20 protein-coding genes, 1 tRNA gene and 1 pseudogene are annotated in these 21,232 nt (G+C 72.4%); 15 read left to right on the plus strand and 7 right to left on the minus strand.

The genetic code is table 11. The features are described 5' to 3' along the window. Nucleotides 1-168 precede the first annotated feature (168 nt). On the plus strand, nucleotides 169-744 hold the full coding sequence (locus tag ACSLTV_RS05885) for a SigE family RNA polymerase sigma factor (protein WP_432135232.1): 576 nt from the start codon (nucleotides 169-171) through the stop codon (nucleotides 742-744). A 113-nt stretch (nucleotides 745-857) separates the two neighbouring features. Further along, on the plus strand, nucleotides 858-1,934 hold the full coding sequence (locus ACSLTV_RS05890; protein ID WP_435611741.1) for a hypothetical protein: 1,077 nt from the start codon (nucleotides 858-860) through the stop codon (nucleotides 1,932-1,934). Here the strand turns inward: ACSLTV_RS05890 and ACSLTV_RS05895 are convergent. Next, nucleotides 1,904-2,896, minus strand: coding sequence for an SURF1 family cytochrome oxidase biogenesis protein (locus ACSLTV_RS05895; RefSeq protein WP_432135094.1), 993 nt, complete (start codon nucleotides 2,894-2,896; stop codon nucleotides 1,904-1,906). The two genes, ACSLTV_RS05890 and ACSLTV_RS05895, sit on opposite strands and share 31 nt — an antisense overlap. A gap of 129 nt (nucleotides 2,897-3,025) precedes the next feature. On the opposite strand from ACSLTV_RS05895, the gene ACSLTV_RS05900 reads away from it, so the two are divergent. From ACSLTV_RS05900 to ACSLTV_RS05910, 3 genes are all read left to right on the plus strand, one after another. Further along, nucleotides 3,026-4,858, plus strand: a complete 1,833-nt coding sequence (locus ACSLTV_RS05900) for a prolyl oligopeptidase family serine peptidase (protein ID WP_435611742.1) — start codon at nucleotides 3,026-3,028, stop codon at nucleotides 4,856-4,858. A 100-nt stretch (nucleotides 4,859-4,958) separates the two neighbouring features. Then, nucleotides 4,959-5,996 (plus strand): permease, encoded by a 1,038-nt coding sequence (locus ACSLTV_RS05905; protein WP_432135096.1) that lies wholly within the window; start codon nucleotides 4,959-4,961, stop codon nucleotides 5,994-5,996. After that, complete coding sequence (locus tag ACSLTV_RS05910) at nucleotides 5,993-6,697, plus strand: TIGR03943 family putative permease subunit (RefSeq protein ID WP_432135097.1); 705 nt, start codon at nucleotides 5,993-5,995, stop codon at nucleotides 6,695-6,697. The genes ACSLTV_RS05905 and ACSLTV_RS05910 overlap by 4 nt, the downstream gene beginning before the upstream one ends. Nucleotides 6,698-6,766: 69 nt before the next feature. Here the strand turns inward: ACSLTV_RS05910 and ACSLTV_RS05915 are convergent, their stop codons facing one another. Beyond that, nucleotides 6,767-7,153, minus strand: a complete 387-nt coding sequence (locus tag ACSLTV_RS05915; protein ID WP_432135098.1) for an ArsR/SmtB family transcription factor — start codon at nucleotides 7,151-7,153, stop codon at nucleotides 6,767-6,769. A 207-nt stretch (nucleotides 7,154-7,360) separates the two neighbouring features. On the opposite strand from ACSLTV_RS05915, the gene ACSLTV_RS05920 reads away from it, so the two are divergent. The 4 genes from ACSLTV_RS05920 (at nucleotide 7,361) to ACSLTV_RS05935 (ending at nucleotide 11,313) form a co-directional block, all read left to right on the plus strand. Next, nucleotides 7,361-7,978 (plus strand): potassium channel family protein, encoded by a 618-nt coding sequence (locus ACSLTV_RS05920; protein WP_435611743.1) that lies wholly within the window; start codon nucleotides 7,361-7,363, stop codon nucleotides 7,976-7,978. A gap of 274 nt (nucleotides 7,979-8,252) precedes the next feature. Next, nucleotides 8,253-9,602 carry a chloride channel protein gene (locus tag ACSLTV_RS05925; RefSeq protein WP_432135100.1) on the plus strand — a complete coding sequence of 450 codons (1,350 nt, stop codon included), beginning with the start codon at nucleotides 8,253-8,255 and terminating at the stop codon, nucleotides 9,600-9,602. A gap of 175 nt (nucleotides 9,603-9,777) precedes the next feature. Beyond that, nucleotides 9,778-11,010 carry a PP2C family protein-serine/threonine phosphatase gene (locus tag ACSLTV_RS05930; protein ID WP_432155942.1) on the plus strand — a complete coding sequence of 411 codons (1,233 nt, stop codon included), beginning with the start codon at nucleotides 9,778-9,780 and terminating at the stop codon, nucleotides 11,008-11,010. Between the two features lie 105 nt (nucleotides 11,011-11,115). Further along, entirely contained in the window at nucleotides 11,116-11,313 is a 198-nt protein-coding gene (locus ACSLTV_RS05935; RefSeq protein ID WP_432135102.1) for a hypothetical protein, read from the plus strand. Between the two features lie 54 nt (nucleotides 11,314-11,367). On the opposite strand, the gene ACSLTV_RS05940 is transcribed toward ACSLTV_RS05935, so the two are convergent. From ACSLTV_RS05940 to ACSLTV_RS05950, 3 genes are all read right to left on the minus strand, one after another. Continuing rightward, nucleotides 11,368-12,729, minus strand: coding sequence for an anaerobic sulfatase maturase (locus ACSLTV_RS05940; RefSeq protein WP_432135103.1), 1,362 nt, complete (start codon nucleotides 12,727-12,729; stop codon nucleotides 11,368-11,370). A gap of 141 nt (nucleotides 12,730-12,870) precedes the next feature. Further along, nucleotides 12,871-13,314 (minus strand): DUF2550 family protein, encoded by a 444-nt coding sequence (locus ACSLTV_RS05945; protein ID WP_435611744.1) that lies wholly within the window; start codon nucleotides 13,312-13,314, stop codon nucleotides 12,871-12,873. Nucleotides 13,315-13,365: 51 nt separating this feature from the next. After that, entirely contained in the window at nucleotides 13,366-13,776 is a 411-nt protein-coding gene (locus ACSLTV_RS05950; RefSeq protein ID WP_432135105.1) for a DUF7144 family membrane protein, read from the minus strand. A 497-nt stretch (nucleotides 13,777-14,273) separates the two neighbouring features. On the opposite strand from ACSLTV_RS05950, the gene ACSLTV_RS05955 reads away from it, so the two are divergent. The 6 genes from ACSLTV_RS05955 to ACSLTV_RS05980 all read left to right on the plus strand — a co-directional run bounded on the left by ACSLTV_RS05955 (nucleotide 14,274) and on the right by ACSLTV_RS05980 (nucleotide 20,136). Then, nucleotides 14,274-16,628, plus strand: a complete 2,355-nt coding sequence (locus ACSLTV_RS05955; protein ID WP_435611745.1) for a sulfatase-like hydrolase/transferase — start codon at nucleotides 14,274-14,276, stop codon at nucleotides 16,626-16,628. 75 nt (nucleotides 16,629-16,703) lie between these two features. Continuing rightward, entirely contained in the window at nucleotides 16,704-17,111 is a 408-nt protein-coding gene (locus ACSLTV_RS05960; protein ID WP_432135107.1) for an SHOCT domain-containing protein, read from the plus strand. A gap of 76 nt (nucleotides 17,112-17,187) precedes the next feature. Continuing rightward, complete coding sequence (locus tag ACSLTV_RS05965) at nucleotides 17,188-18,189, plus strand: TIGR00341 family protein (RefSeq protein WP_432135108.1); 1,002 nt, start codon at nucleotides 17,188-17,190, stop codon at nucleotides 18,187-18,189. 282 nt (nucleotides 18,190-18,471) lie between these two features. Continuing rightward, complete coding sequence (locus ACSLTV_RS05970; RefSeq protein WP_432135233.1) at nucleotides 18,472-18,885, plus strand: DUF6325 family protein; 414 nt, start codon at nucleotides 18,472-18,474, stop codon at nucleotides 18,883-18,885. A gap of 93 nt (nucleotides 18,886-18,978) precedes the next feature. Further along, on the plus strand, nucleotides 18,979-19,278 hold the full coding sequence (locus ACSLTV_RS05975) for an SHOCT domain-containing protein (protein WP_432135109.1): 300 nt from the start codon (nucleotides 18,979-18,981) through the stop codon (nucleotides 19,276-19,278). A 393-nt stretch (nucleotides 19,279-19,671) separates the two neighbouring features. Further along, nucleotides 19,672-20,136: a hypothetical protein gene (locus ACSLTV_RS05980; RefSeq protein WP_432135110.1), complete on the plus strand. Its 465-nt coding sequence runs from the start codon at nucleotides 19,672-19,674 to the stop codon at nucleotides 20,134-20,136. A gap of 77 nt (nucleotides 20,137-20,213) precedes the next feature. Here the strand turns inward: ACSLTV_RS05980 and ACSLTV_RS05985 are convergent. Next, a tRNA-Pro gene (locus tag ACSLTV_RS05985) sits at nucleotides 20,214-20,287 on the minus strand. Nucleotides 20,288-20,320: 33 nt separating this feature from the next. Then, nucleotides 20,321-21,113 (minus strand): annotated as a pseudogene (locus ACSLTV_RS05990) (Pr6Pr family membrane protein). Nucleotides 21,114-21,232: the final 119 nt, after the last annotated feature.

The raw sequence follows: 21,232 nt of genomic DNA on the forward strand, positions 1-21,232 counted from the left end.
GCACGGAGATCCACAGGAAAGAACGCAACCCGCGTACAACCCCCACGGGGTCACGCGTGTCCAACTGGCGTGGCTGAGGTACTCGACTTCCTTGCGGCGACCCGCGGCACCGCTGTGCGGCCGCCCCGGAGCATCGTCCGCCCCCGCTCGGCGGGTGCGTCCGGCGGCATGCCGGTGATCGCGCCCATGCCCGCAGCGCGGCCCGCCCGCATTCCCAGTCCGCGCGACGGCGCCGAGGAGACCGTGGCGGCGGGCACCACCGTCGACCACCTCACCGAGACCTACCGTGCGCACTACCGCTCGCTCCTCGGTCTCGCCGCTCTCCTGCTCGACGACACCGCCTCCTGCGAGGACGTCGTCCAGGAGGCCTTCATCCGGGTGCACTCCGCGCGCAAACGCGTCCGCGACCCCGAGAAGACCCTCGCCTACCTGCGGCAGACCGTCGTCAACCTCTCCCGCTCCGCGCTGCGCCGCCGCATCCTCGGCCTGAAGCTGCTGTCCAAGCCGATGCCGGACATGGCGAGCGCCGAGGAAGGCGCCTACGACCAGCTGGAGCGCGACTCCCTCATCAAGGCGATGAAGGGCCTGCAGCGCCGCCAGCGCGAGGTGCTCGTCCTGCGCTACTTCGCCGACATGACCGAGGCCCAGGTCGCCGAGACCCTCGGCATCTCGCTCGGCTCGGTCAAGGCCTACGGCTCGCGCGGTATCGCCGCCCTGCGCAGGTCGATGGGGGCGACGACGTGAGCGGGCGGCACGACGGCACCGGGCGGCACGACGGCCGGCCGGGGCGGTACGACGGCCCCGACGGGCCACCGCACGAGCAAGACTGGAAGCGATCGCACCCTGGGAACGGAACCGTGAACGACCACCTCGACGACCAGAGTCCCGACGGGCTCGACTCGGACGAGCTGGCCCTGCGCCGGATGCTGCACCGGGCGGTGGGGGAGATGGAGCCGCGCGACGGCACCCTGGATCACCTCCACCGGGCCGTCCCCGCCCGCCGGGCCCGCAAGCGACAGGCCGCCGTGGGCATGGCGGCGGCCGCCCTGTTCGTGTGCACCGCCGTGCCCGCGCTGGTGCACGTGTCCAACTCCGGCGGCTCCGACGCCCACCCGTCCATCGCCGGGCAGGCCTCCCAGACCGAGGGCACCGTCGGCGACCCCGACGGCACGGGCGGCAACGCCACCGGCACCGCCGGCGGCGCCGGGCAGAGCGCCGACCAGGGCAAGGGCAGCGGCACCGGAAGCGGCGACGACAAGGACTCCGAAGCCGCGACGAGCGGCACCGACGCCGGCCCGTCCGCGTCACCGGTCGGCGCTCCGCTGTGCACGGCGGAGCAGCTCGGCTCCGCGACCTCGACCGTGGCCGTGCCCGACGCGGCCGGCACGGTCTACGGCACGTTCCGCGTGCTGAACGTCTCCGCCGCCGGCTGTGCCGTCGGCGGCGAGGTCACCCTGACGCCCACCGCCCAGGGGGCCGCCGACCCCGCGAAGATCACCGTGGCCGAGCATGTCTCCGGCGGTCCGGCGGCCGCCCTGCCCGACCCGTCGCTGTACGTGCCCCGGCTCGTCCTGGCGCCCGGCTCCGCCTACGAGGTGAAGTTCGGCTGGGTGCCCTCCGGAACCTGCCCCGCCGACAGCGGCGGCGGAAGCGGTGGCGGAAGCGGTGGCGACACCGGCTCCGGGTCCGGCGACACCATGGGCGGCGGCGCCTCGCCCAGCCCGAGCCCGACCGGCCAGACCAGCACCGCCGACGGCGCCGGCGACTCCGGTCCGACCGGTACGTCACCCCAGCTGATCAGGGAGGACGGCACGGCCGACGGCAGCGTCAAGGTGACGTACACCCCGGCCGAGGGCGGACCGGCGGTGTCGGCGGTGGTGCCCGACGCGTGCGCCGGGACGGTCTACCGCACCGGGGTGCTGGTCTCGTCGTAGGACGGGGGCTCTTCGCCGGCGGGCCGGGGCCGGGGTTCTCCGGCGGCCGGGGACGGGGCCGACTGCGCGTCTGCGTCCGGTTCCTCCTCGCCGTCGGCCGGTGATCCGGCGGCAGTCGCTTCTCCGCCGTCCGCCGGTGACTTGGCGGCGGCCGTTTCCTCGCCGTCGGCCGGATGCTGCCCGGCGCCCCGGTCCTCGCCGTCGGGCGGGGTGAGGCCGAGCGCCGCGTCCTTGGCGAACTCCACCTCGCGGCGCAGCAGCCGGAACCACATGAACACCACGAAGCCGGCGAAGACGAACCACTCGCCGGTGTAGCCGAGGTTCTGGAACGCCTTCAGGTCCAGCCCGGTGCCGCTCGGCGCGGTCGCGGGCACCGCCGTCATCCCCGGGTCGGCGGTGCGCAGGGTGATCCAGGCGTCGTGGAGGTCGTACGGGACCAGGTTGACCAGCGAGGCCGTGCTGATCGCCGCGGTCTGGCCCGGCGGCAGGCCGCCGCGCGCGCGGACGCCGTTCTCACCGGGGTTCTCGGACGCCTGGAGCACGCCGGTGACGGTGACCTCGCCGGCGGGCGGGGCGGGGGCCCTGGCCGCGTCGGCGGTGCCGGGCAGCCAGCCGCGCACCACGGGGACCGCCTTGCCGGTGTCGGTGCGCAGGAACGTCAGCACGTAGAAGCCGGTCCTCCCGTCCAGCGTGCGGTCCGGGACGAGCAGTTGGTCGGCGTAGGTGCCGGTCGCGGTGACCGGACGGCCGACGGTCGCCTTGTCCACGGGCAGGAGGGCGGTGAGGGGGCGGACGGGTTCGTTCCCGCTCTCGGTGGCCCGGGTCTCGGCGGTGCGGTGGTCGTCCACGCGCGCCTCGAAGCGGCTCAGCTGCCAGGAGCCCATGAAGACGCAGAACGGTATGGCCACCAGGACGAAGACGTTGATGCCCCACCAGCGGGGGGTGAGGAGGAACCGGTACACGGGTTCCACGGTACGGGCAGCGGCGGGACGGGCCCGGAGTGGGGGGCGCGTTTGTCCACAAGGGGCGGGTTGTCCACAGGCTGGGAGGGGGCGGCGCTGATCGGCCTCTCCAGCGGGCAGTATGGGGACATGACTGAGAGCTACGGGGCGGGTGCGCCTGAGCGTAGGGACGATCGGATGGCGGACTGGGAGAAGCGCTTCCGGGCGCCGAGGGTGTCACTGCCGGACTGGGCGGAGGACGCGCCGGACCACTCCCTGTTCGTGTCCAACGCGACGGGGACGTACGAGCTGTACGCCTGGGACCGGACCACGGGCGAGCAGCGCCAGGTGACGAACCGGGCGAACGGCACGACGGACGGCGTGCTCTCGCCGGACGGCGCGTGGATCTGGTGGTTCGACGACAAGGACGGCGACGAGTTCGGCGTGTGGCGGCGCCAGCCCTTCACGGGCGGTGAGGACGAGCTGGCGGTGCCGGGACTGGACCCGTCCTACCCGGCGGGCCTGGCACTGGGACGCGACGGGTGCACGGCGGTGGTCGGGCGGTCGACCGACGAGGACGGCACGACCATTCACCTGGCGCGTGCCGGCGAGACGCCGGCGGAGATCTACCGGCACCGCGAGTCGGCCGGTGTGGGCGATCTCTCCCACGACGGCTCGCTGCTGGTGATCGAGCACACCGAGCACGGCGACGCGATGCACTCGGCGCTGCGCGTGATGCGCCTCGACGGCACGACGGTCGCCGAGTTGGACGACACGCGGGGCGGCACCGAGGAGCTGGGGCTGGAGGTGCTGGGCTTCGCGCCGGTCGACGGGGACACCCGGCTGCTCGTCGGGCACCAGCGGCGCGGCCGGTGGGAGCCGCTGGTGTGGGACGTGAGCAGCGGCGAGCAGACCGACCTGGCGCTGGACCTGCCGGGTGACGTGAGCGCCGAGTGGTACGCGGACGGCAGCGGACTGCTGATCGCGCACAGCTTCGAGGCCCGCAGCGAGCTGTTCCGGTACGACCTGGCGAGCGGCGCCCTGGAGCGCGTGCCCACCCCGCGCGGCACCGTGTCGGGGGCGACGGCCCGCCCCGACGGCAGCGTGGAGTTCCTGTGGTCGTCGGCCGCCGAACCGTCGGCCGTCCGGTCCACGGCGGGCCGGGTGGTGCTCGATCCGCCGGGCATGAAGTCGCCGGGGTCGGTGCCGGTGGAGGACGTGTGGGTGGACGGTCCGGGCGGCCGGATCCACGCCCTGTTGCAGCGACCGGCCGGGGCGAGCGGTCCGCTGCCGACCGTGTTCGACATTCACGGCGGGCCGACCTGGCACGACAGCGACTCCTTCGCGGCGGGCCCGGCCGCCTGGGTGGACCACGGGTACGCGGTGATCCGGGTCAACTACCGCGGCTCGACCGGGTACGGCCGGGCGTGGACGGACGCCCTGAAGCACCGGGTGGGCCTGATCGAGCTGGAGGACATCGCGGCGGTGCGCGAGTGGGCCGTCACCACCGGGCTCGCCGACCCCGCCCGGCTGATCCTCACCGGCGGCTCCTGGGGCGGCTACCTGACGCTGCTGGGCCTGGGCACCCAGCCGGACGCGTGGACGCTGGGCATCGCCGCGGTGCCGGTCGCGGACTACGTCACCGCGTACCACGACGAGATGGAGGCCCTGAAGGCGATGGACCGCACGCTGCTGGGCGGCACCCCGGAGGAGGTCCCGGAGCGCTTCGCGGCGTCGTCCCCGCTGACGTACGTCGACCAGGTGAAGGCCCCGGTGTACATCTCGGCGGGCGTGAACGACCCACGCTGCCCGATCCGGCAGGTCGACAACTACGTGGAGCGGCTGCGGGCGCGCGGGGCGGTGCACGAGGTGTACCGGTACGACGCCGGGCACGGCTCGCTGGTGGTCGACGAGCGGATCAAGCAGGTCGGGCTGGAGCTGGACTTCGCGGCCCGGCACCTGGCCGCCGTCAGCCGCCGCTGAGCGCGGGCGCGGCGGCGGCCGGGCGGTGTGGTTGAACGCGCGGGTCGGGTGAGCCGTAGGGAACAGGAGGCAGTACAGGCGACCCGGAGGTGCCCGGACCGTGGCGATCACCAAGCCGGCCCCGCGGGGCGAGCCGGCGCCGCGGCGCGGCCCCGCGCCCGACGGCGAGGGGAGCCAGGGCGGATGGCGGGGCGGGGCCGGTTCGCCGCTGCTCCTGACGCTGCTGCTGATGGCGCTGTTCCTGGCGCAGAGCCCGATCCGCGGGGCGCTGTCCGCTCCGGTGATGCAGAGCTGGACGACGGTGTTCGTGGCGGTCGTGGTCCAGGCGCTGCCGTTCCTGGTGCTGGGCGTGCTGCTGTCGGCGGCGATCGCGGTGTACGTACCGGCGTCGTTCTTCGCGCGTGCCCTGCCGTCCCGGCCCGCCCTGGCGGTGCCGGTGGCCGGGGCGGTGGGCGCGGTGCTGCCCGGCTGCGAGTGCGCGTCGGTGCCGGTGGCGGGCGCGCTGGTGCGGCGCGGGGTGACCCCGGCGGCGGCGCTGGCCTTCCTGCTGTCGGCCCCGGCGATCAACCCGGTGGTGCTCACGGCGACGGCGGTGGCCTTCCCCCGCGACCCGCTGATGGTCGTGGCCCGGCTCGCGGCCGGTCTGCTGACGGCGTGCGCCATGGGCTGGTTGTGGCACCGCTCGGGCCGCACCGACCTGCTGCGCCCGCGGGGGCACGGCGCGGCGGAGGGACGTACCAGGGGCGAGGCGTTCTGGGACTCGGTGCGGCACGACGTGATGCACGCGGGCGGCTTCCTGGTGGTGGGCGCGACGGCGGCGGCGACCCTGAAGGCGCTGGCCCCGGACAGCTGGCTGCGCGCGACGGCCGGCCACCCGGTGCTCTCCGTGCTGGCCCTGGCGGCGCTCGCCGTGGTGCTGTCGATCTGCTCGGAGGCGGATGCGTTCGTCGCCGCCTCCCTGACCCAGTTCTCGCTGACGGCGAGGCTGACGTTCCTGGTGGTGGGGCCGGTGATCGACCTGAAGCTGTTCGCCATGCAGACGGGCACGTTCGGGCGGGCGTTCGCGGTGCGGTTCGCGCCGCTGTCGTTCGTCACGGCCATCGTGGTGTCGGTGGGCGTGGGGGCGGTGCTGCTGTGAACCGGCAGTCCCAGACGGCGGTCCTGTTCCTGCTGGGGGCGTCCCTGCTGCATGCCGGGACGACGGACCTCTATCTGCGCTATGTGAAGGGGGGCCTGCGGCCGCTGCTGCTGACGGCGGGCGCGGTGCTCGTCGCGGCGGCGCTGGCCTCGGTCTGGTACGCCAGGAAGGCGGGTCGGCCCGAGGACCGGCACCCCGGACCACGGGTCTCCTGGCTGCTCGTGCTGCCCGTCCTCGCCCTGGTCCTGGTGGCCCCGCCGGCGCTGGGCTCGTACAGCGCCACCCGGGCGGGCACGGCGTTGCAGGAGCCGGTCGCCTACCCGGCGCTGCCCTCCGGGGATCCGCTGCGGCTGGGCGTGGCGGACTACGCGGGCCGGGCGGTCTACGCCGACGGACGGGGTCTGGCCGGGCGGCGGATCGAGATCACCGGTTTCCTGGCGGTGGACGGCGCGGGCGCCCCGTACCTGGTGCGGATGGCGCTGAGCTGCTGTGCCGCCGACGCCCAGCCGATCAAGATCGCGCTGACCGGGGAGGTCCCCCCGGTGCTGCAACCGGACACCTGGCTGCGCGTCAGCGGCGGCTACTCGCCCCGGGTGACCAAGGACCCCGTGAACGGCGGCCCGATCCCCTCGTTCGAGGTGACGGCGGCGACGCCGGTGCCGGTGCCGCACGATCCGTACGACGAGGACTGGAACACCTGAGCGGGCGGGTCGTGGGTGGGCGGGCCCCGAAGGGGCGGGTCCTGAGCGGGCGGGTCCTGAGCGGGCGGGTCAGCCGGTCGCGCCGAGGATGCGCCCCATCGCGGCGACCACCGACGGCTCCACCCGGTAGTACACCCAGGTGCCGCGCCGCTCGGAGGTGAGCAGCCCGGCCTCCCGCAGCTTCTTCAGGTGGTGGGAGACGGTCGGCTGCGAGACCCCGACATCGGAGATGTCGCACACGCAGGCCTCGCCGTCCGGGGCCGAGGCCACCGAGGAGAACAGCCGCAGCCGGACCGGGTCCCCGAGCGCCTTGAACATCCGGGCGGTGCGCTCCGCCTCCTCACCGGTGAAGGGACGCTCGGTCAGCGGCGGACAGCACGGTGCGGCGGCCTCCGGGCCCCGGGCGGCCTCGGGGCCCTGGGACTCCAGCAGGGGCGGCACCTCGGCGTTCGACATGCGTCTATGTTGACACGTGTCGAACCAGTGGGGCCAGGGCCGGATCAGTCCTCGGCGGACATAGGCAGCCGCCGGGTGGAGCGGGCCCGGCCGTCGCCGTCAAGGCTGTCCGGGAGACGCAGCCAAAAGGGTTGCAGCAGGCTCGCCGGGCGGCGTCCCGGGCCCCTTCGGAGCCTCCCGCGGTGAATAGTGGGAGGCGGTGACGTCATGAACAGACCCCGGCAGACCGCGAGCTTCCAGGTGCCGCGCCGTCGAGTGCTGATCTCGGTGGCGCGGTCCTCGGTGACCGTGCTCCTGTCGGTGGTCGTCTACTACCTGCTGCCGCTGGACCACGGCCTCGACACCAGGACGGCGATCACGCTGGCCGGGAGTCTCACGCTCCTGGCGGGAGTGGCCGTCAGGCAGGTGCGGAAAGTCGTGACGTCCGACTACCCCCGGCTGCGCGCCCTCGAGACCATGGCCACCGTCGGGCCGGTCTTCCTGCTCATCTTCGCGGCGGCGTACGAGGTCGTGTCCCAGAACCGGACGGATTCGTTCACGGAGACGCTGGAGCGCACGGACGCCATGTACTTCGCCGTCACCGTGTTCGCCACGGTCGGCTTCGGGGACATCGCCCCGGTGACGGAGACCGCACGCGTCCTGACCACGGTGCAGATGCTGGCCGACGTGATTCTGGTCGGCATCGTCGCACGGTTCCTCGTCGGTGCAATCCAGAAGGCGGAGGACGCCCGGTCGACGGACTCCGCCGGACCATCGGGCACGTCCCACGGCACGCCCCCCGGCTCGTCACCCGGCACGCGGCCGGGCACGGAGGACTCCGGCTGACCACCGGTGGGGCGCCGGGGTGCCGCGCAGGGACCCACACACGGATGCCCCACAGGGGACGCCGCACGTGGAGCCCCGCAGGAACGCCCCGCATGGAGGACATCGGCATGCCCGTACGGCGGCGGCGTGCCACGCTCGTAGCGGCGCCGCTCCCCACGAGTGGCCGGGTGGCCGGGTGGCAGGGTGGCCGGGTGCCGGCACGGGACTGCCGAACGCGCCGGGCGGGACCCCGCCACATGCGGAGCCACATGCGGACCGCGAGGAGGCAATGCGCATGCCGGTCGCCACGAGTGGACCCGCGGCGGCGTCGTCCCCCGATCCGTCGACGTTCCTGCGGAGCCGCGCGTACGTGGTGCTGCTGGTGATGTCCGCGCTGATCGGCGCGCCGGTGTCCGCCGCCGCTTTCGGCTTCCTCGCGCTGGTCGGCGAGGTTCAGCCCCTGATCTACACGGATCTTCCCGAGTCGCTGGGGTTCGACGGGACGCCGTCGTGGTGGCCGCTGCCGCTGCTCGCCGTGGGGGGACTGCTGGTGGGACTGACGATCCGGTACCTGCCGGGAAACGGCGGTCACGAACCGACGGCCGGGTTCGGGACGGGCGGCCCGCCGTCACCCGTCGAGCTGCCCGGCATCTTCCTCGCCGCCCTGGCCACGCTCTGCTTCGCCGCCGTCCTCGGGCCCGAGGCCCCTCTCCTGGCACTCGGCGGCGGGCTCGCCGCCGGCGCCGTACGGGCGGTCAGACGCAACCCTCCGGAGCGGATGACCGCGGTGCTGGGCGCGGCGGGCAGCTTCGCCGCCATCAGCTCGCTGCTCGGCTCACCCCTGCTGGGAGCGTTCCTCCTGATGGAGGCCTCCGGGCTGGGAGGGCCGATGATGACACTCGTGCTGGTGCCCGGCCTGCTGGCCGCGGGCGTCGGCGACCTCATCTTCGTCGGACTGGGCGACTGGACCGGGCTGGGCACGTACTCGCTGGTCCTTCACGACGTCCCCGAGGCCTCGCACCCGGCGGCGGCGGAATTCGGCTGGGCCCTGGTCATCGGGCTGTCGGCGGCACTGGCGGGGACCGGGATCCACCGGCTCGCCCTACGGCTCAGGACCCAGGTCGCCAAGCGGCGGGTGCCGGCCACGGTCCTCATGGGCCTGGCCGTCGCGGGCCTGGCGATCGGCTACGCGGAAGGCACCGGCAAGTCGGCGACCGACGTGCTGTATTCGGGGCAGACGGCGCTGGATCCTCTGCTCAGGCACAGCGCCGCCTACTCGGTGGGTGCACTGCTGCTGCTGGTGCTGTGCAAGGGGCTGGCCTACTGCGCGTCCCTCAGCGGTTTCCGGGGCGGCCCGATCTTTCCGGCGATGTTCCTGGGAGCGGCCGGCGGCATCCTGTTCTCCCACCTGCCGGGGCTGACCCTGGTCGCCGGGTTCGCCATGGGCATCGGGGCGATGAGCGCCGCGGTGCTGCGGCTGCCGCTGGTCTCCGTCCTGCTCGCCACGCTGCTGCTCGGCGCCTCGGGACTCACCGTCATGCCGCTGGTGATCGTCGCGGTCGTCGTCTCGTACGTCGCGACGGCGCGGCTCACGCCGGTTCCCGACCGACCGGCGGCCCCGCCATCGGAACGTCCTTCCTCCTGACGACGCCCTTCCCGGCGCTCGACTCGCCGAGGCCGGGTGGCCGGCCGCGCGTGCCCGACGGGCGGGCCGCACAGGTGACTGCCGGGACCGCGCGGGAACGATTGGCCCGGCTTCGGACACCTTCGCTCCTATCGTGGAGCCGCACAGTGACGGTCGGCGCCGAGGCGGGCAGCACATGAAGGAACCCCGGATCGACTACACGGCGGTCTTCCACGCCCTGCCCGGAATGGTCGCCCTGCTCACCCCCGATCTGATGTACGCCGACGCCAACGAGGACTTCCTCCGGCTGGCCGGGCGCACGCGCGCGCAACTGCTGGGCCGCTACATCTTCGACGTCTTCCCCGAGAACCCGAACGACCCGGCGGCGGCCGGGATGCGGGAGACCCAGGCGTCGATGCGGCGCGTGCTGGCCACCGGCGAACGCGACACCATGGCTCTGCTGCGCTACGACATCGAGGACCCCGAGCGCCCCGGCCACTGGGTGCAGCACTTCTGGAGCCCGGTCAACGCACCCGTGCTGGGACCGGACGGCCAGGTGGTACTGATCGTGCACCGGGTGGAGGAGGTCACCGAACTCATCCGCGCCCGGGGCGGCACCGGGAGCGACAGCAGCCGGGCCCGCGTACTGGAGGCCGAGCTCTACACCCGCGCCCGCGAACTGCAGGAGATCAACGAGCGCCTGCGCCTGGCCCAGGCGCGCGACCGCGAGGTCGCCCTCGCCCTGCAGGCGGCGATGCTGCCCGCCCCCACCCCGATCGGGCACCACCGGGCGGCCGTCCGCTACCGGCCCGCCGTCGGCACCCTGAACGTGTGCGGCGACTGGTACGACCTGGTCGACCTGCCCGGCGACCGCATCGCCGTCGCCGTCGGTGACGTCGTCGGTCACGGCCTCAAGGCGGCGGGCGTCATGGGGCAGCTGCGCAGCGGGCTGAGCGCGGCCGCCCGGGTCGCCGACGGTCCGGCCCGGGCCCTGGAGGCCCTCGGGCTGTACGCCCGGCATGTCGCCGGTGCCGAGTCGACCACGGTGGTGAAGGTCTTCATCGACTGGGAGACCCACACACTCACGTACAGCAGCGCGGGTCACCCGCCTCCCGCCCTGCTCGGCACCGACGGCGACGTGACGTTCCTCGACCGGGCGACCGACCCGCCGCTCGGCGCCCGACCCGAACACGTTCCCCGGCCGCAGGCCCGTACGGACTTCGCCGAGGGCGCCACCCTCGTCCTCTACACCGACGGTCTGATCGAACGCCGTAACGAGGACATCGACGTCGGCCTGGGCCGTCTCGCCGACTCCCTCGTGCGCAACGGCCGGGCCGCTCCCGAGGAACTGGCCGACGCCCTCCTGGCCGACCTCCTCCCACCGACCGGAAACACCGACGACACGGCCCTCGTCATCATCCGTCTGTGACCGCACGGCCTGCCGGGGAGGTCACCCGGCCCGGGTGATGCGCCGGTCCGCGGGCCGGAACAGCATGAGACCCGGAGGGGCACCAGCTGCGAGGGATGCGCGCTCATGCAGTACGAGATCCGCGTCGAGGGAGAGATGTCGAGGACGATGACCGGCGCGTTCCCGGAGCTGGAGAGCTGCGTCATGTCCGGGCAGACCGTGCTGTTCGGCCAGGTCACCGACGAGGCCCAGCTCTACGGGCTGCTGGCCCGGTTCCGGTCTCTTGGCCTGCGCGTCGTGGAGATGCGCAGAATCGCGACCTGACCCACCACGGGCCGCCCGGCGGCCCACCGCTACGGCTGCCCCAGCCGTCGGGCGCTAGCGCTGCCCCGACACGGCGGGCCTGCCGTGGCAGCGGGCCCACTTGCGTCCGCCCCCGCAGGTGCAGGGCGCGTTGTGCGGGCGGCGCGCGTCGGCGTCGGCGTACTGCCGCATGATCAGGGCGGGCGCCCGACCCTGCCGCAGCAGCTCGGTCATCGTGCGCATCGGGCGGTCGACGTGGTGGAAGAACGCCTTGAAGCCGGCGCACAGGTGGTTGAGGCCCGGCTCGCCGTCCGGCGTGGTGTCGAAGCGGTCCTTGGGGCAGCCACCGTGGCAGGCGAAGCGGACGTCGCAGGCGTGGCAGTGCCGGGGCAGGGTGTCGTACTTGTCCTGGCCGAACCTCCGCTGCCTCGGTGAGTCGACCAGCTCCAGCAGATGCCGGTCGCCGATGTTGCCGAGCAGGTGGTCCGGCTCGACGAAGTGGTCGCAGGAGTACAGGTCGCCGTTGTGTTCCAGGGCGAGGGCGCTGCCGCAGGTCCTGGAGTGCACGCACAGCGAGGGCGGCTCCCCGTACCAGTTGGCCAGGGCCACGTCGAACATCTGGACGTAGACCCGGCCGACGTCGTGGCGTACCCAGTCCTCGAAGACGTCGATGAGGAACCGCCCGTACTGCGGCCCGGTCACCGACCGTTCGGTGACGTGGTCGCCCTCCTGCCGGTAGAGGGGGCGGCCCTCGGCGCGGGCGCCCCAGCCGGCGTCGGCCATCGGCAGCCCGGGCGCGGTGGTGCGTTCCACGATAGGGATGAACTGCATGTGCTCGGCGCCGCAGTCGTCGCGCAGGAACGCGTAGACGTCGCGGCCGTGCCCCGCGTTGGCGTCGTGCAGGGTCGTCAGCGCGTTCCACCGCACGCCGTGTTCGCGCAGGTGGCCCAGCCCGCGCATGACGCGGTCGAAGGTGGGCTTGCCGCCCTTGTCGACCCGGTAGGCGTCGTGCAGCCGGCGGGGCCCGTCGACGGAGAGACCGACGAGGAAGTCGTGGTCCCGGAAGAAGCGGGCCCACTCGGCGTCGATGAGCGTGCCGTTGGTCTGGACGGTGTTGACGATCCGCTGGCCGGGACGGGCGTACCGCCGTTCGTACATCACGGACCGGCGGAAGAAGTCGAGGCCCATCAGCGTCGGCTCACCGCCCTGCCAGGCCACCGTGACCTCGGGCGCCGGGCCGTGCGCCTCGATCAGCTGCCGGATGTAGGTGTCCAGCAGTTCGTCCGCCATACGGAATCTGCTGCCCTCGTACAGCAGTTCCTTGGAGAGGAAGAAGCAGTAGGTGCAGTCCAGGTTGCAGATCGCCCCGGTGGGCTTGGCCAGCAGGTGGAAGGGCCGACGCCGCACGGTCGGGTCAGGCAGCTCTACGGTGCTCATCGGCCCAGCATGGGCCGCCCGCGCCGCCCGGAGGATCACCCGGCGGGGGTGACCCGGGCGTGGTTCGCCCGTACGCCGGGCGCGCGGGGTGCTCGGCCTACGGGGCGCCCGGGGTGCCCGGGCGCGGTTCGCCGTACGCCGTCAGAGGTGGGAGCGCGGCGAGCGCGTCAGCCCGGTCGGGTCCGCGGCGGGCCGCCGGCAGGCCAGGGCCTCGTCCCGCTCGCACACCGCCACCTCCAGCATGGCGCGCGGGCCGGTCAGCGTGGTCGCCGCGGCCAGGTGCTGCGGGCGGCGTACCTCCCCGGGCCCGAGAGGGCGGGCGGCACTCACGGCGTCCACGGGCACCAGCACGGTCCGCAGCAGCAGCGGGGCGGGGGTCCAGACGAAGACGTCCTGGACCCACCGCCCGTATCCGGGCCGCCACCCCCTGCGCAGCCCCCTCTCCTCGCCCGCCACGACCCGCGCGGCGCAGTGGAACGCGCCCGGCCTGCGGAGGAGCCACCGGCGACGCCAGAAGACGGCTGCCAGGAGCGCCGCGACGACCAGGAGGGTCACGCCGAGCACGGCGAGCAGGGCGGCGGGCATGACGTTCCTTCCCCGCACCGGCGACGGCCGGGTCGTCGGCCGCCGTCAGGGTCAGGACTCCGGCCGTACGACGCACAGCGCCCAGATGACGAAGGCGTACATCGCGATCAGGACGAGCGACCACACCGGGTAGTACGGGATCGACAGGAAGTTGGCGATGATCAGGAGCCCCGCGATGCCGACCCCGACGACGCGGGCCCACGTGGCACGAGAGAAGAGGCCCAGGCTCACGCTGATGGCGATCACGCCGAGGACCAGCTGGATCCAGCCCCAGCTGGTCAGGTCGAACTTGAAGATGTAGTTGGGGGTGGACACGTAGACGTCGTCGTTGGCGATCGCCATGATGCCCCGGAAGAGGTCCAGGATGCCGGCGATGAACAGCAGGACGGCGGCGAACATCGTCAGTCCGCCGGCGAAGGCCTCGCTGGTGTCCGAGTGGCGACGGGTCGTCATCGTGGTCATGGGCGGTACCTCACTTCGTGGGCGAGACGCAGCGCCAACGCTGCGCCTTCGAGCATGCGGGCCGCCGCGGGCGGCGTGATCACCCGTGACGGGTGAGATCGCGGAAGATCACCGCTGGTGGGCGAGGAGGGAGCCGCCGAGCCCTCCGGCGCCGGGGCCGCCCACGACAGCGGCGCCGGGGCTGCCACGACTGCGGGGGCGAGGCCGTCCGCGACAGTGGCGCCGGGGCTGCCACGACTGCGGGGGCGAGGCCGTCCACGACAGTGGCGACGAGGCCGCCCACGACTGCGGCGACGAGGCCGTCCACGCCGCCGGCGACCGGAGGGCCGCCACCCGGTCGGGCAGACCGGCTCGGGCCGAGTGCCGAGTGCCGAGGGCCGGTGTGCCGTGGCGGTGGCGGTGGCGGTGTCACCCGTGAGGGGTGAGGCGGCGGAGGCGGCCGGGGGCCATGGTGGGGATGCAGCCGGTCAGGACCCGGAGCGACGAGGAGATCCGTCATGGCCAAGCCCTTCAAAGGGAAGATAGCCCTCGACATCCGCGACTCCCAGCCCGACTGGGCTCCGTACCTCGCGCCGAGGGCGTCCGAGGGCGCCCCGAACGTGCTGGTGATCGCGTGGGACGACGTCGGCTACGGGACGATGGACTGCTTCGGCGGCCCGGTGAGAACGCGGGCGATGTCACGGATCGCCGACATGGGCGTGCGCTACGCCAACTTCCACACCACGGCGCTGTGCTCCCCGACCCGGTCCTCGCTGATGACCGGCCGGAACGCCACGTCCAACGGAATGGCGACCGTCGCCGAGTTCAGCGCCGGGTTCCCCGGCATCTCCACCCGCATCCCGTTCGAGAACGGCTTCCTCTCCGAGGTCCTGGGCGAACACGGCTACAACACGTACTGCGTCGGCAAGTGGCACCTCACCCCCGGCGACGAGATCAACATGGCCGCGTACAAGGGGCGCTGGCCCCTGGGGCGCGGCTTCGAGCGGTTCTACGGTTTCCTCGGCGGCGAGTCGAGCTGCTGGTACCCGGACCTGATCCACGACAACCACCCGGTCGCCGCGCCGGCCACGCCCGAAGAGGGCTACCACATCGCCAAGGACTTCTCCGACAAGGCCATCGGGTTCATCCGGGACGCCAAGGTGGTCGACCCCGGCAAACCCTTCTTCATGTACCTCTCCCTCGACGCGGCCCACGCGCCGCACCACGTCTTCAAGGAGTGGGCCGACCGGTACCGGGGCGTCTTCGACCAGGGCTACGAGGCCATCCGACCGGACATCCTGCGGCGTCAGAAGGAGATGGGCCTGCTGCCGGAGAACACCGAGCTCTCCCCGATCAACCCCCACGGCGAACCCTCGGTGACCGGGCCGGACGGCCAGCCCTGGCCGCTGCTCGACACCGTGCGGCCCTGGGACGAGCTCAGCGACGACGAGCGGCGGCTGTTCACCCGGATGGCCGAGGTCTTCGCCGGATACGTCTCCTACAGCGACGACCAGCTCGGCCGGGTGCTCGACTTCCTGGAGTCCTCCGGCGAACTCGACAACACGATCATCGTGGCCGTCTCCGACAACGGGGCGAGCGGTGAGGGCGGACCGGACGGCACGTTCAACGAGTGGCGCTTCTTCAACAACCTGCCCACGCCGGCCGAGCTGTCCCTGGAACACATCGACGAGCTGGGCGGCCCGACGTCGTACAACCACTACAACACCGGGTGGGCGTGGGCGTTCGACACACCGTTCCCGTACTGGAAGCGCTGGGCCGGTTACGAGGGCGGCGTGGCCGACATGTGCATGGTCGCCTGGCCCGCGGGGATCGAGGCCAGGGGAGAGGTGCGGCAGCAGTACGTCCACGCGGTGGACGTCGTGCCCACGCTCTACGACCTGCTCGGCATCGAACCGCCCGACGTGATCAAGGGCTACCCGCAGAGCCCGATCGAGGGCGAGAGCTTCAAGGCGTCGCTCACCGACCCCGACGCGCCGGGACGCCGGACGCAGTTCTACACGATGCTGGGGCAGCGCTCCATCTACCACGAAGGCTGGCTGGCCTGCACCGTCCATCCCCCGCTGAGCGGCTGGGGCGACTTCGCCCACGACGTGTGGGAGCTGTACGACCTGGACACCGACCGCGCGCAGTCGACGGACCTGGCCGCGCGGGAACCGGCCCGGCTGGAGACCCTCAAGAGCCTCTGGTACTACTACGCGGGCGTCTACAACGGGCTGCCGCTGGACGACCGTACCGCCCTGGAACAGGTGCTGGCCGACCGGCCGCACGGGAACCCCGAGCGCGACCGCTACGTGTACTACCCCGGCACCTCGGCGGTGCCCGAGCAGTCCGGCGTCGTGATCAGCGGCCGGTCGTACACCATCGCCGCCGGGGTCGATGTCGACTCGGCCGACGCCGAGGGCGTTCTGTACGCCCACGGCGGGGTGACGGGCGGCCACAGCCTCTACGTCAAGGACCACCGCCTGCACTACGCGTTCAACTGGGTCGGCAGCCACCTCCAGGTGGTGGACGCCGAAGGGGACATCCCGCCCGGCAAGCACGTCCTCACGGCCGAGTTCGCGGCGAGCGGCCGCAGCACCGACCCGGAGATGCCCGGCGCCGAGGGCACGCTCACCCTCTACGTGGACGACCGGGAGGTGGGCCACGAGGACATCGTCACGCAGCCCGGTTCCTTCTGCGTGGTCGGCGACGGGATCTGCGTGGGCCGCGACGACGCCTCGCCGGTCACGCCCGACTACCGAGGCCCGTTCCCGTTCACCGGCGGCACGATCGACAAGGTCGTCGTCGACGTCTCCGGCGAACGCTACGTCGATCACGAGGCGCAGGTGCGGGGCTGGTTCATGACGGACTGACGGTTGACCGACTGACGGTTGACGGACTGACCGTGAGTGCTCTCCCGCGGGAGACGAGAAACAAGGAGTGGTGACATGAACCTCGCCTACGACTACCCGGTTCTCGGAGCGTTCTGGACCGCCATGTGGATCTTCTTGTGGGTCCTGTGGATCGTCCTGCTCTTCCGGATCATCGCCGACATCTTCCGGGACGACAGCCTCGGCGGAGGGGCCAAGACGGGATGGCTCGTCTTCGTCATCCTGCTCCCCTTCCTCGGCGTGTTCGTCTACATCCTGGCCCGCGGCCAGGGCATGGGTGACCGCGAGATACGACACGCCCAGGCCCGGCAGCAGGCGTTCGACGACTACGTCCGCGAGACCGCCGCCGGCGGCGCGGGGCCCACCAGCGAGGCGGACCAACTCGCCAAGCTCTCCGAGATCCGGTCCAGGGGAGACATCACCGAAGCCGAGTTCCAGCGGGCCAAGGAGAAGATCCTCCACTGAGCCGCGGGCTGGAAGCGAGGCTCCGCTCCCCGTGTCCTGCCCTGGGAAAGCGAGCTGATCGTGGTTGTTTGGAAGCATGATCAGCAGTGTTCGCGCCCGGGTCCTGCCGGCCGCCCAGCGCCGCTCGCTGGACGAACTGACCGAGGAACTGGTCCTGTCGTCCGGGGACACCACGTCCAAGCGCTCGGCCTTCTGGACGATGCTGACGCTGTCGTCGGTCATCGCGGCAGGCGGAGTGATCACGGACTCGACGGCGACCGTGATCGGCGCCATGATCATCGCGCCGCTGTCCACACCGATCATGGGCATCGCCCTGGGCTCGGTGAAGCGCCACCGCACCGGGTCGGCCGCCGTCGTGCTCTTCGCCTGCCTGCTGGTGATCGCGATCGGGATGCTCATGGCGGTGGCTCTGCCCGGCGACTACGACCTGCTGTCCAACAGCCAGATCTCCTCACGGACGTCGCCGGGCCTGATGGACCTGATCGCCGCCCTGGCGACGGGTTTCGCCGGCGCGGTGGCCCTGGCCCGCAGGGACGTCGCCGCCGTGCTGCCCGGAGTCGCGATCGCCATCTCCCTCGTCCCGCCGCTGGTGGTGGCGGGAGTGTGCCTGGAGAAGCTCTCCGGATGGCTGGCGCTGGGCGCACTGGCCCTGTTCGTCTCGAACCTCTTCGCCCTGGTCTTCGCGGGCATGATGGTCTTCGCCTCGCTCGGCTACGCCGCGGAGGCCGACAGGGCGGCCGGACGCCCCGCCCGCCGGGCCTACGGCGCGATGATCCTTCTGTTCGTCGTCGTGTTCCTCCCACTGGCGGCCAACACCGCGACCACGCTGCTGCTGAACGTGTGGACCGGCCGGACCAAGGACGCGGCGGAACAGTGGCTCGCGGACGAGCCCGGCGCGAGCGTCACCAGCGTCGACGCGACGTCCCGGACGATGTACGTACACGTCCGGGTACCCGGAGACCTCCCGCCGGTGCAGTCCCTGCTCGACCGCCTTGAGGGACAGATCCCGGACGGCATCCCCGTCGTGGTGGACGCCTCCCGCGGCCGGCGCATCGACGCCGGGAAGGTCGGCGACTGAGCGCCGCCTCCCCGTCGCACCCACCAGCGGATCTGTCCGGAGCACTGCGCGCGACCTGGGCGAACGCGCTCGGGACGCTCGTCGCACCGAAGTGCGACGAGCGGGGCCCGATGATGCAATTGGAGGGGCGGAGGGGTGGAGGGGACACAGGCGGACGCCACGAGTACCAGAGGAGACGCCGTGAGCGACGACTTCGCAGCAACGGGAGAAGCAGGAGAAGCGGGAGAGGCACGAAAGGCGGGCGGAACCGGAGAAGCGGCGGAAGCCGCAGAACCCGGCCCCATCGACTACCTGGTCGTGGAGTTCCCCGGCAACCGGATGACCGGCGAGGGCTTCCCCATCCTGGTCGACCTCGTGGACCGCGGCCTCATCCGCATCCTGGACCTGATGTTCGTCAGGAAGGAGGAGGACGGCTCCGTCAGCGGCATGGAGATCGCCGACCTCACCGGCGACGGCGAACTCGACCTGGCCGTCTTCGAGGGCGCCTCGTCCGGCCTCCTGGGCCAGGACGACATCGAGGAGGCGGCCACCGCGCTGGAACCCGGCAGCTCCGCGGGCATCCTCGTCTACGAGAACCTCTGGGCGGCCCCCTTCGCCGCGGCCCTGCGCCGCGGCGGCGCCCGCATGGTCGCCTCCGGGCGGATCCCCGTGCCCGCCCTCCTCGCCGCCCTCGACGCGACCGAAGCCGCCCAGTAGGACGGAGCGCTCCCGCACGGAGCACGCCGGGACAGCGCGCCCCCTCAGGGCAGCGTGCTCAGGGGAGTTCTCCAGCACAGAAGGGACACAGCCATGCCAGGTCTCATTCGTGGGGTCGCACGCACCGCCGTCGTCGCCGGAACGGCGACCGCCGTGTCGAACCGTGTCTCACGCCGTCAGCAGGGACGGTGGGCGGCACAGCAGGCACCGGCGGCACCCGCACCGCAGCAGGCCTACCAGTCCTACCCGGCCGAGCGCCCCGCCGCTCCGGCGGCCGCCCCCGACATGACCAGCAAGATCGACCAGCTGAAGGAGCTAGGCGAACTCAAAAAGCAAGGCCTGCTCACGGAGGCCGAGTTCGAGCAACAGAAGCAAGCGATCCTCGGCTCCTGACCGACCCCCGCGGGGCCCGCCGGGCCGACCCCGCGTCCTGGACTCCGCCGCGGCAAAGCGTCGTCGACCAAACTGCGCCGCGCCACAGCCGAGGGCATCCCCGTTGTGGACGAGCCCACCTACCTGCGAGAGCTGAACGAGATGGTCGAGCAGGGGGCCCGGCAGGACGACGCCCGGCGGATCGGCTCCAGGTCCGGACCATCGCCGAGGACTTCGCGCTCGAACGGCCGCTGCTGATGTCGTTGCCTCAGGAGCCGTTCGAGACCGGGCGGCTGTGCACCCGATCCCGAGCCGCGGAGCCGGTCAAGGCCGGCTGACCATCCGGGTCCGCCGCGCCGGAGGCGGCGGACTCACAGCCAGGACACCTGGGCCAGCCGTGAAATCCTCTCCATCATGTTCGAGAGCGAGCGCAACCAGCGGGCGACAGCAGGCGTCGAGGCCCACGTTCGCGACTTCTTCACCGGCCATGCGATCGCGGTCAGCGATTACGACCTGGGACCTGGGCGAAGGGAAGCGGTTCCCAGTCTGCGGATCGTCACCGTCAGCCCGGGACCGCGTGCCGACAGCTGGGCCTGCATCACCGCCGGCTGCTGGTCCACGGTCGAGGCCGACGGCCACGGCCTCGAATTCGTCCTCACCGCGCCCGTCCGCGACGAACGCTTCGCTGATCGCATGCTCATCGAAGAGCCGTTCAAGGGCCGGGCGCAAGCGGAAGGCGGGGAGTCCTCCCTCCAGTGCCGTCCAATCTCGTCGACTCGACGTGGCACTTCCTTGCCCCGTCCACAGGACCCATCAGGACGCTCAAGGCGAGGGGCTGGATCGGCTGGGAACCGGATCCCGAACTCGGCTCCCCGATAACTCCCAGACTGGCCCCCGGAACAACTCAGGGGCCCGACCCGCTAAGCGGATCAGGCCCCTGACCTGGAACTTCACTGTCGGGGTGGCGGGATTTGAACCCACGACCTCTTCGTCCCGAACGAAGCGCGCTGCCAAGCTGCGCTACACCCCGATGTCGCTGCTCGTCGCGGCGACGTCGTTTACTTTAGCCCACTGGCGGCTTGAGACGAAATCCGGTTTCTCCAGTGGTGGCGGACGGGGTTCGGGCGCGTGTGGTCGAGGGCGACCAGGAGGAGGGCGAGGGTGTAGCAGGAGAGGCCGAGGATGAGGGCGTTGGCGAGGGTGTGTTTGTAGCCGTCGGTGTCGGCGTCGAGGAAGGGGTAGAGGTAGCGGGCGGGGTGGTCCGGGGGGAGGAGTGCCGCTCGGGTGAAGGTGAAGGCGAGGTAGGCCAGGGGGTAGAGGAGGCACGGTGCGGCCTGGCGCAGACGTAGGCGGCCGGGCGGGGTCAGGAAGAGCCAGTCGAGTACGGCGGCGGCCGGGATGGCGGTGTGGAGGAGGACGTTCGCCAGGTTGTCCCAGGCCGACGCCGTGGGTGCGGTCCCCGGGTTCGTGAGCGAGAACGGGGGTGTCGTGTCCGCCAGGAGCAGGTGGTACGCCAGGGCGGAGACCAGCGCGTAGAGGAGCGCCGCGCCGGTCAGGGCCGGTGGGAGGGGCTTGCGGGCGGTCCAGGCCCGGCGTGCCGACGCCGCCGTCACCAGGGTGAGGAGGATCGCGCTCTGCACCGAGAAGTGGCTCAGGACCCGTAGGGGGCTGCCCAGCAGGAGGGCCAGGGTGACGCCGGAGGCGGCCAGAGCCGCGATCAGCAGGCGTAGAACCGTGGCCAGGGTGCGGCGTACGGGGGGCACCACCGCGGACGCGGGGACGGCGGAGGGCAGGAGCGCGTGGGTGCGCGGGATCGGCGGGAGGTCCGGGATGTCCCTCGGTATAGGGGCGGTCATGCACCCAAGCTAGGCATAAGGGGCACAGTGGGCGATGTGGGCGGTCCGCACGGGTGATCGTTGCCCGTACGGCCCGCCTATCGCTGAGCGGCGCAGCGTCGTCCGCCGCTCAGCCGCCG

The sequence above is a fragment of the Streptomyces sp. bgisy159 genome (assembly GCF_965341775.1).
In the GTDB taxonomy this organism is placed as follows: Bacteria; Actinomycetota; Actinomycetes; order Streptomycetales; family Streptomycetaceae; genus Streptomyces.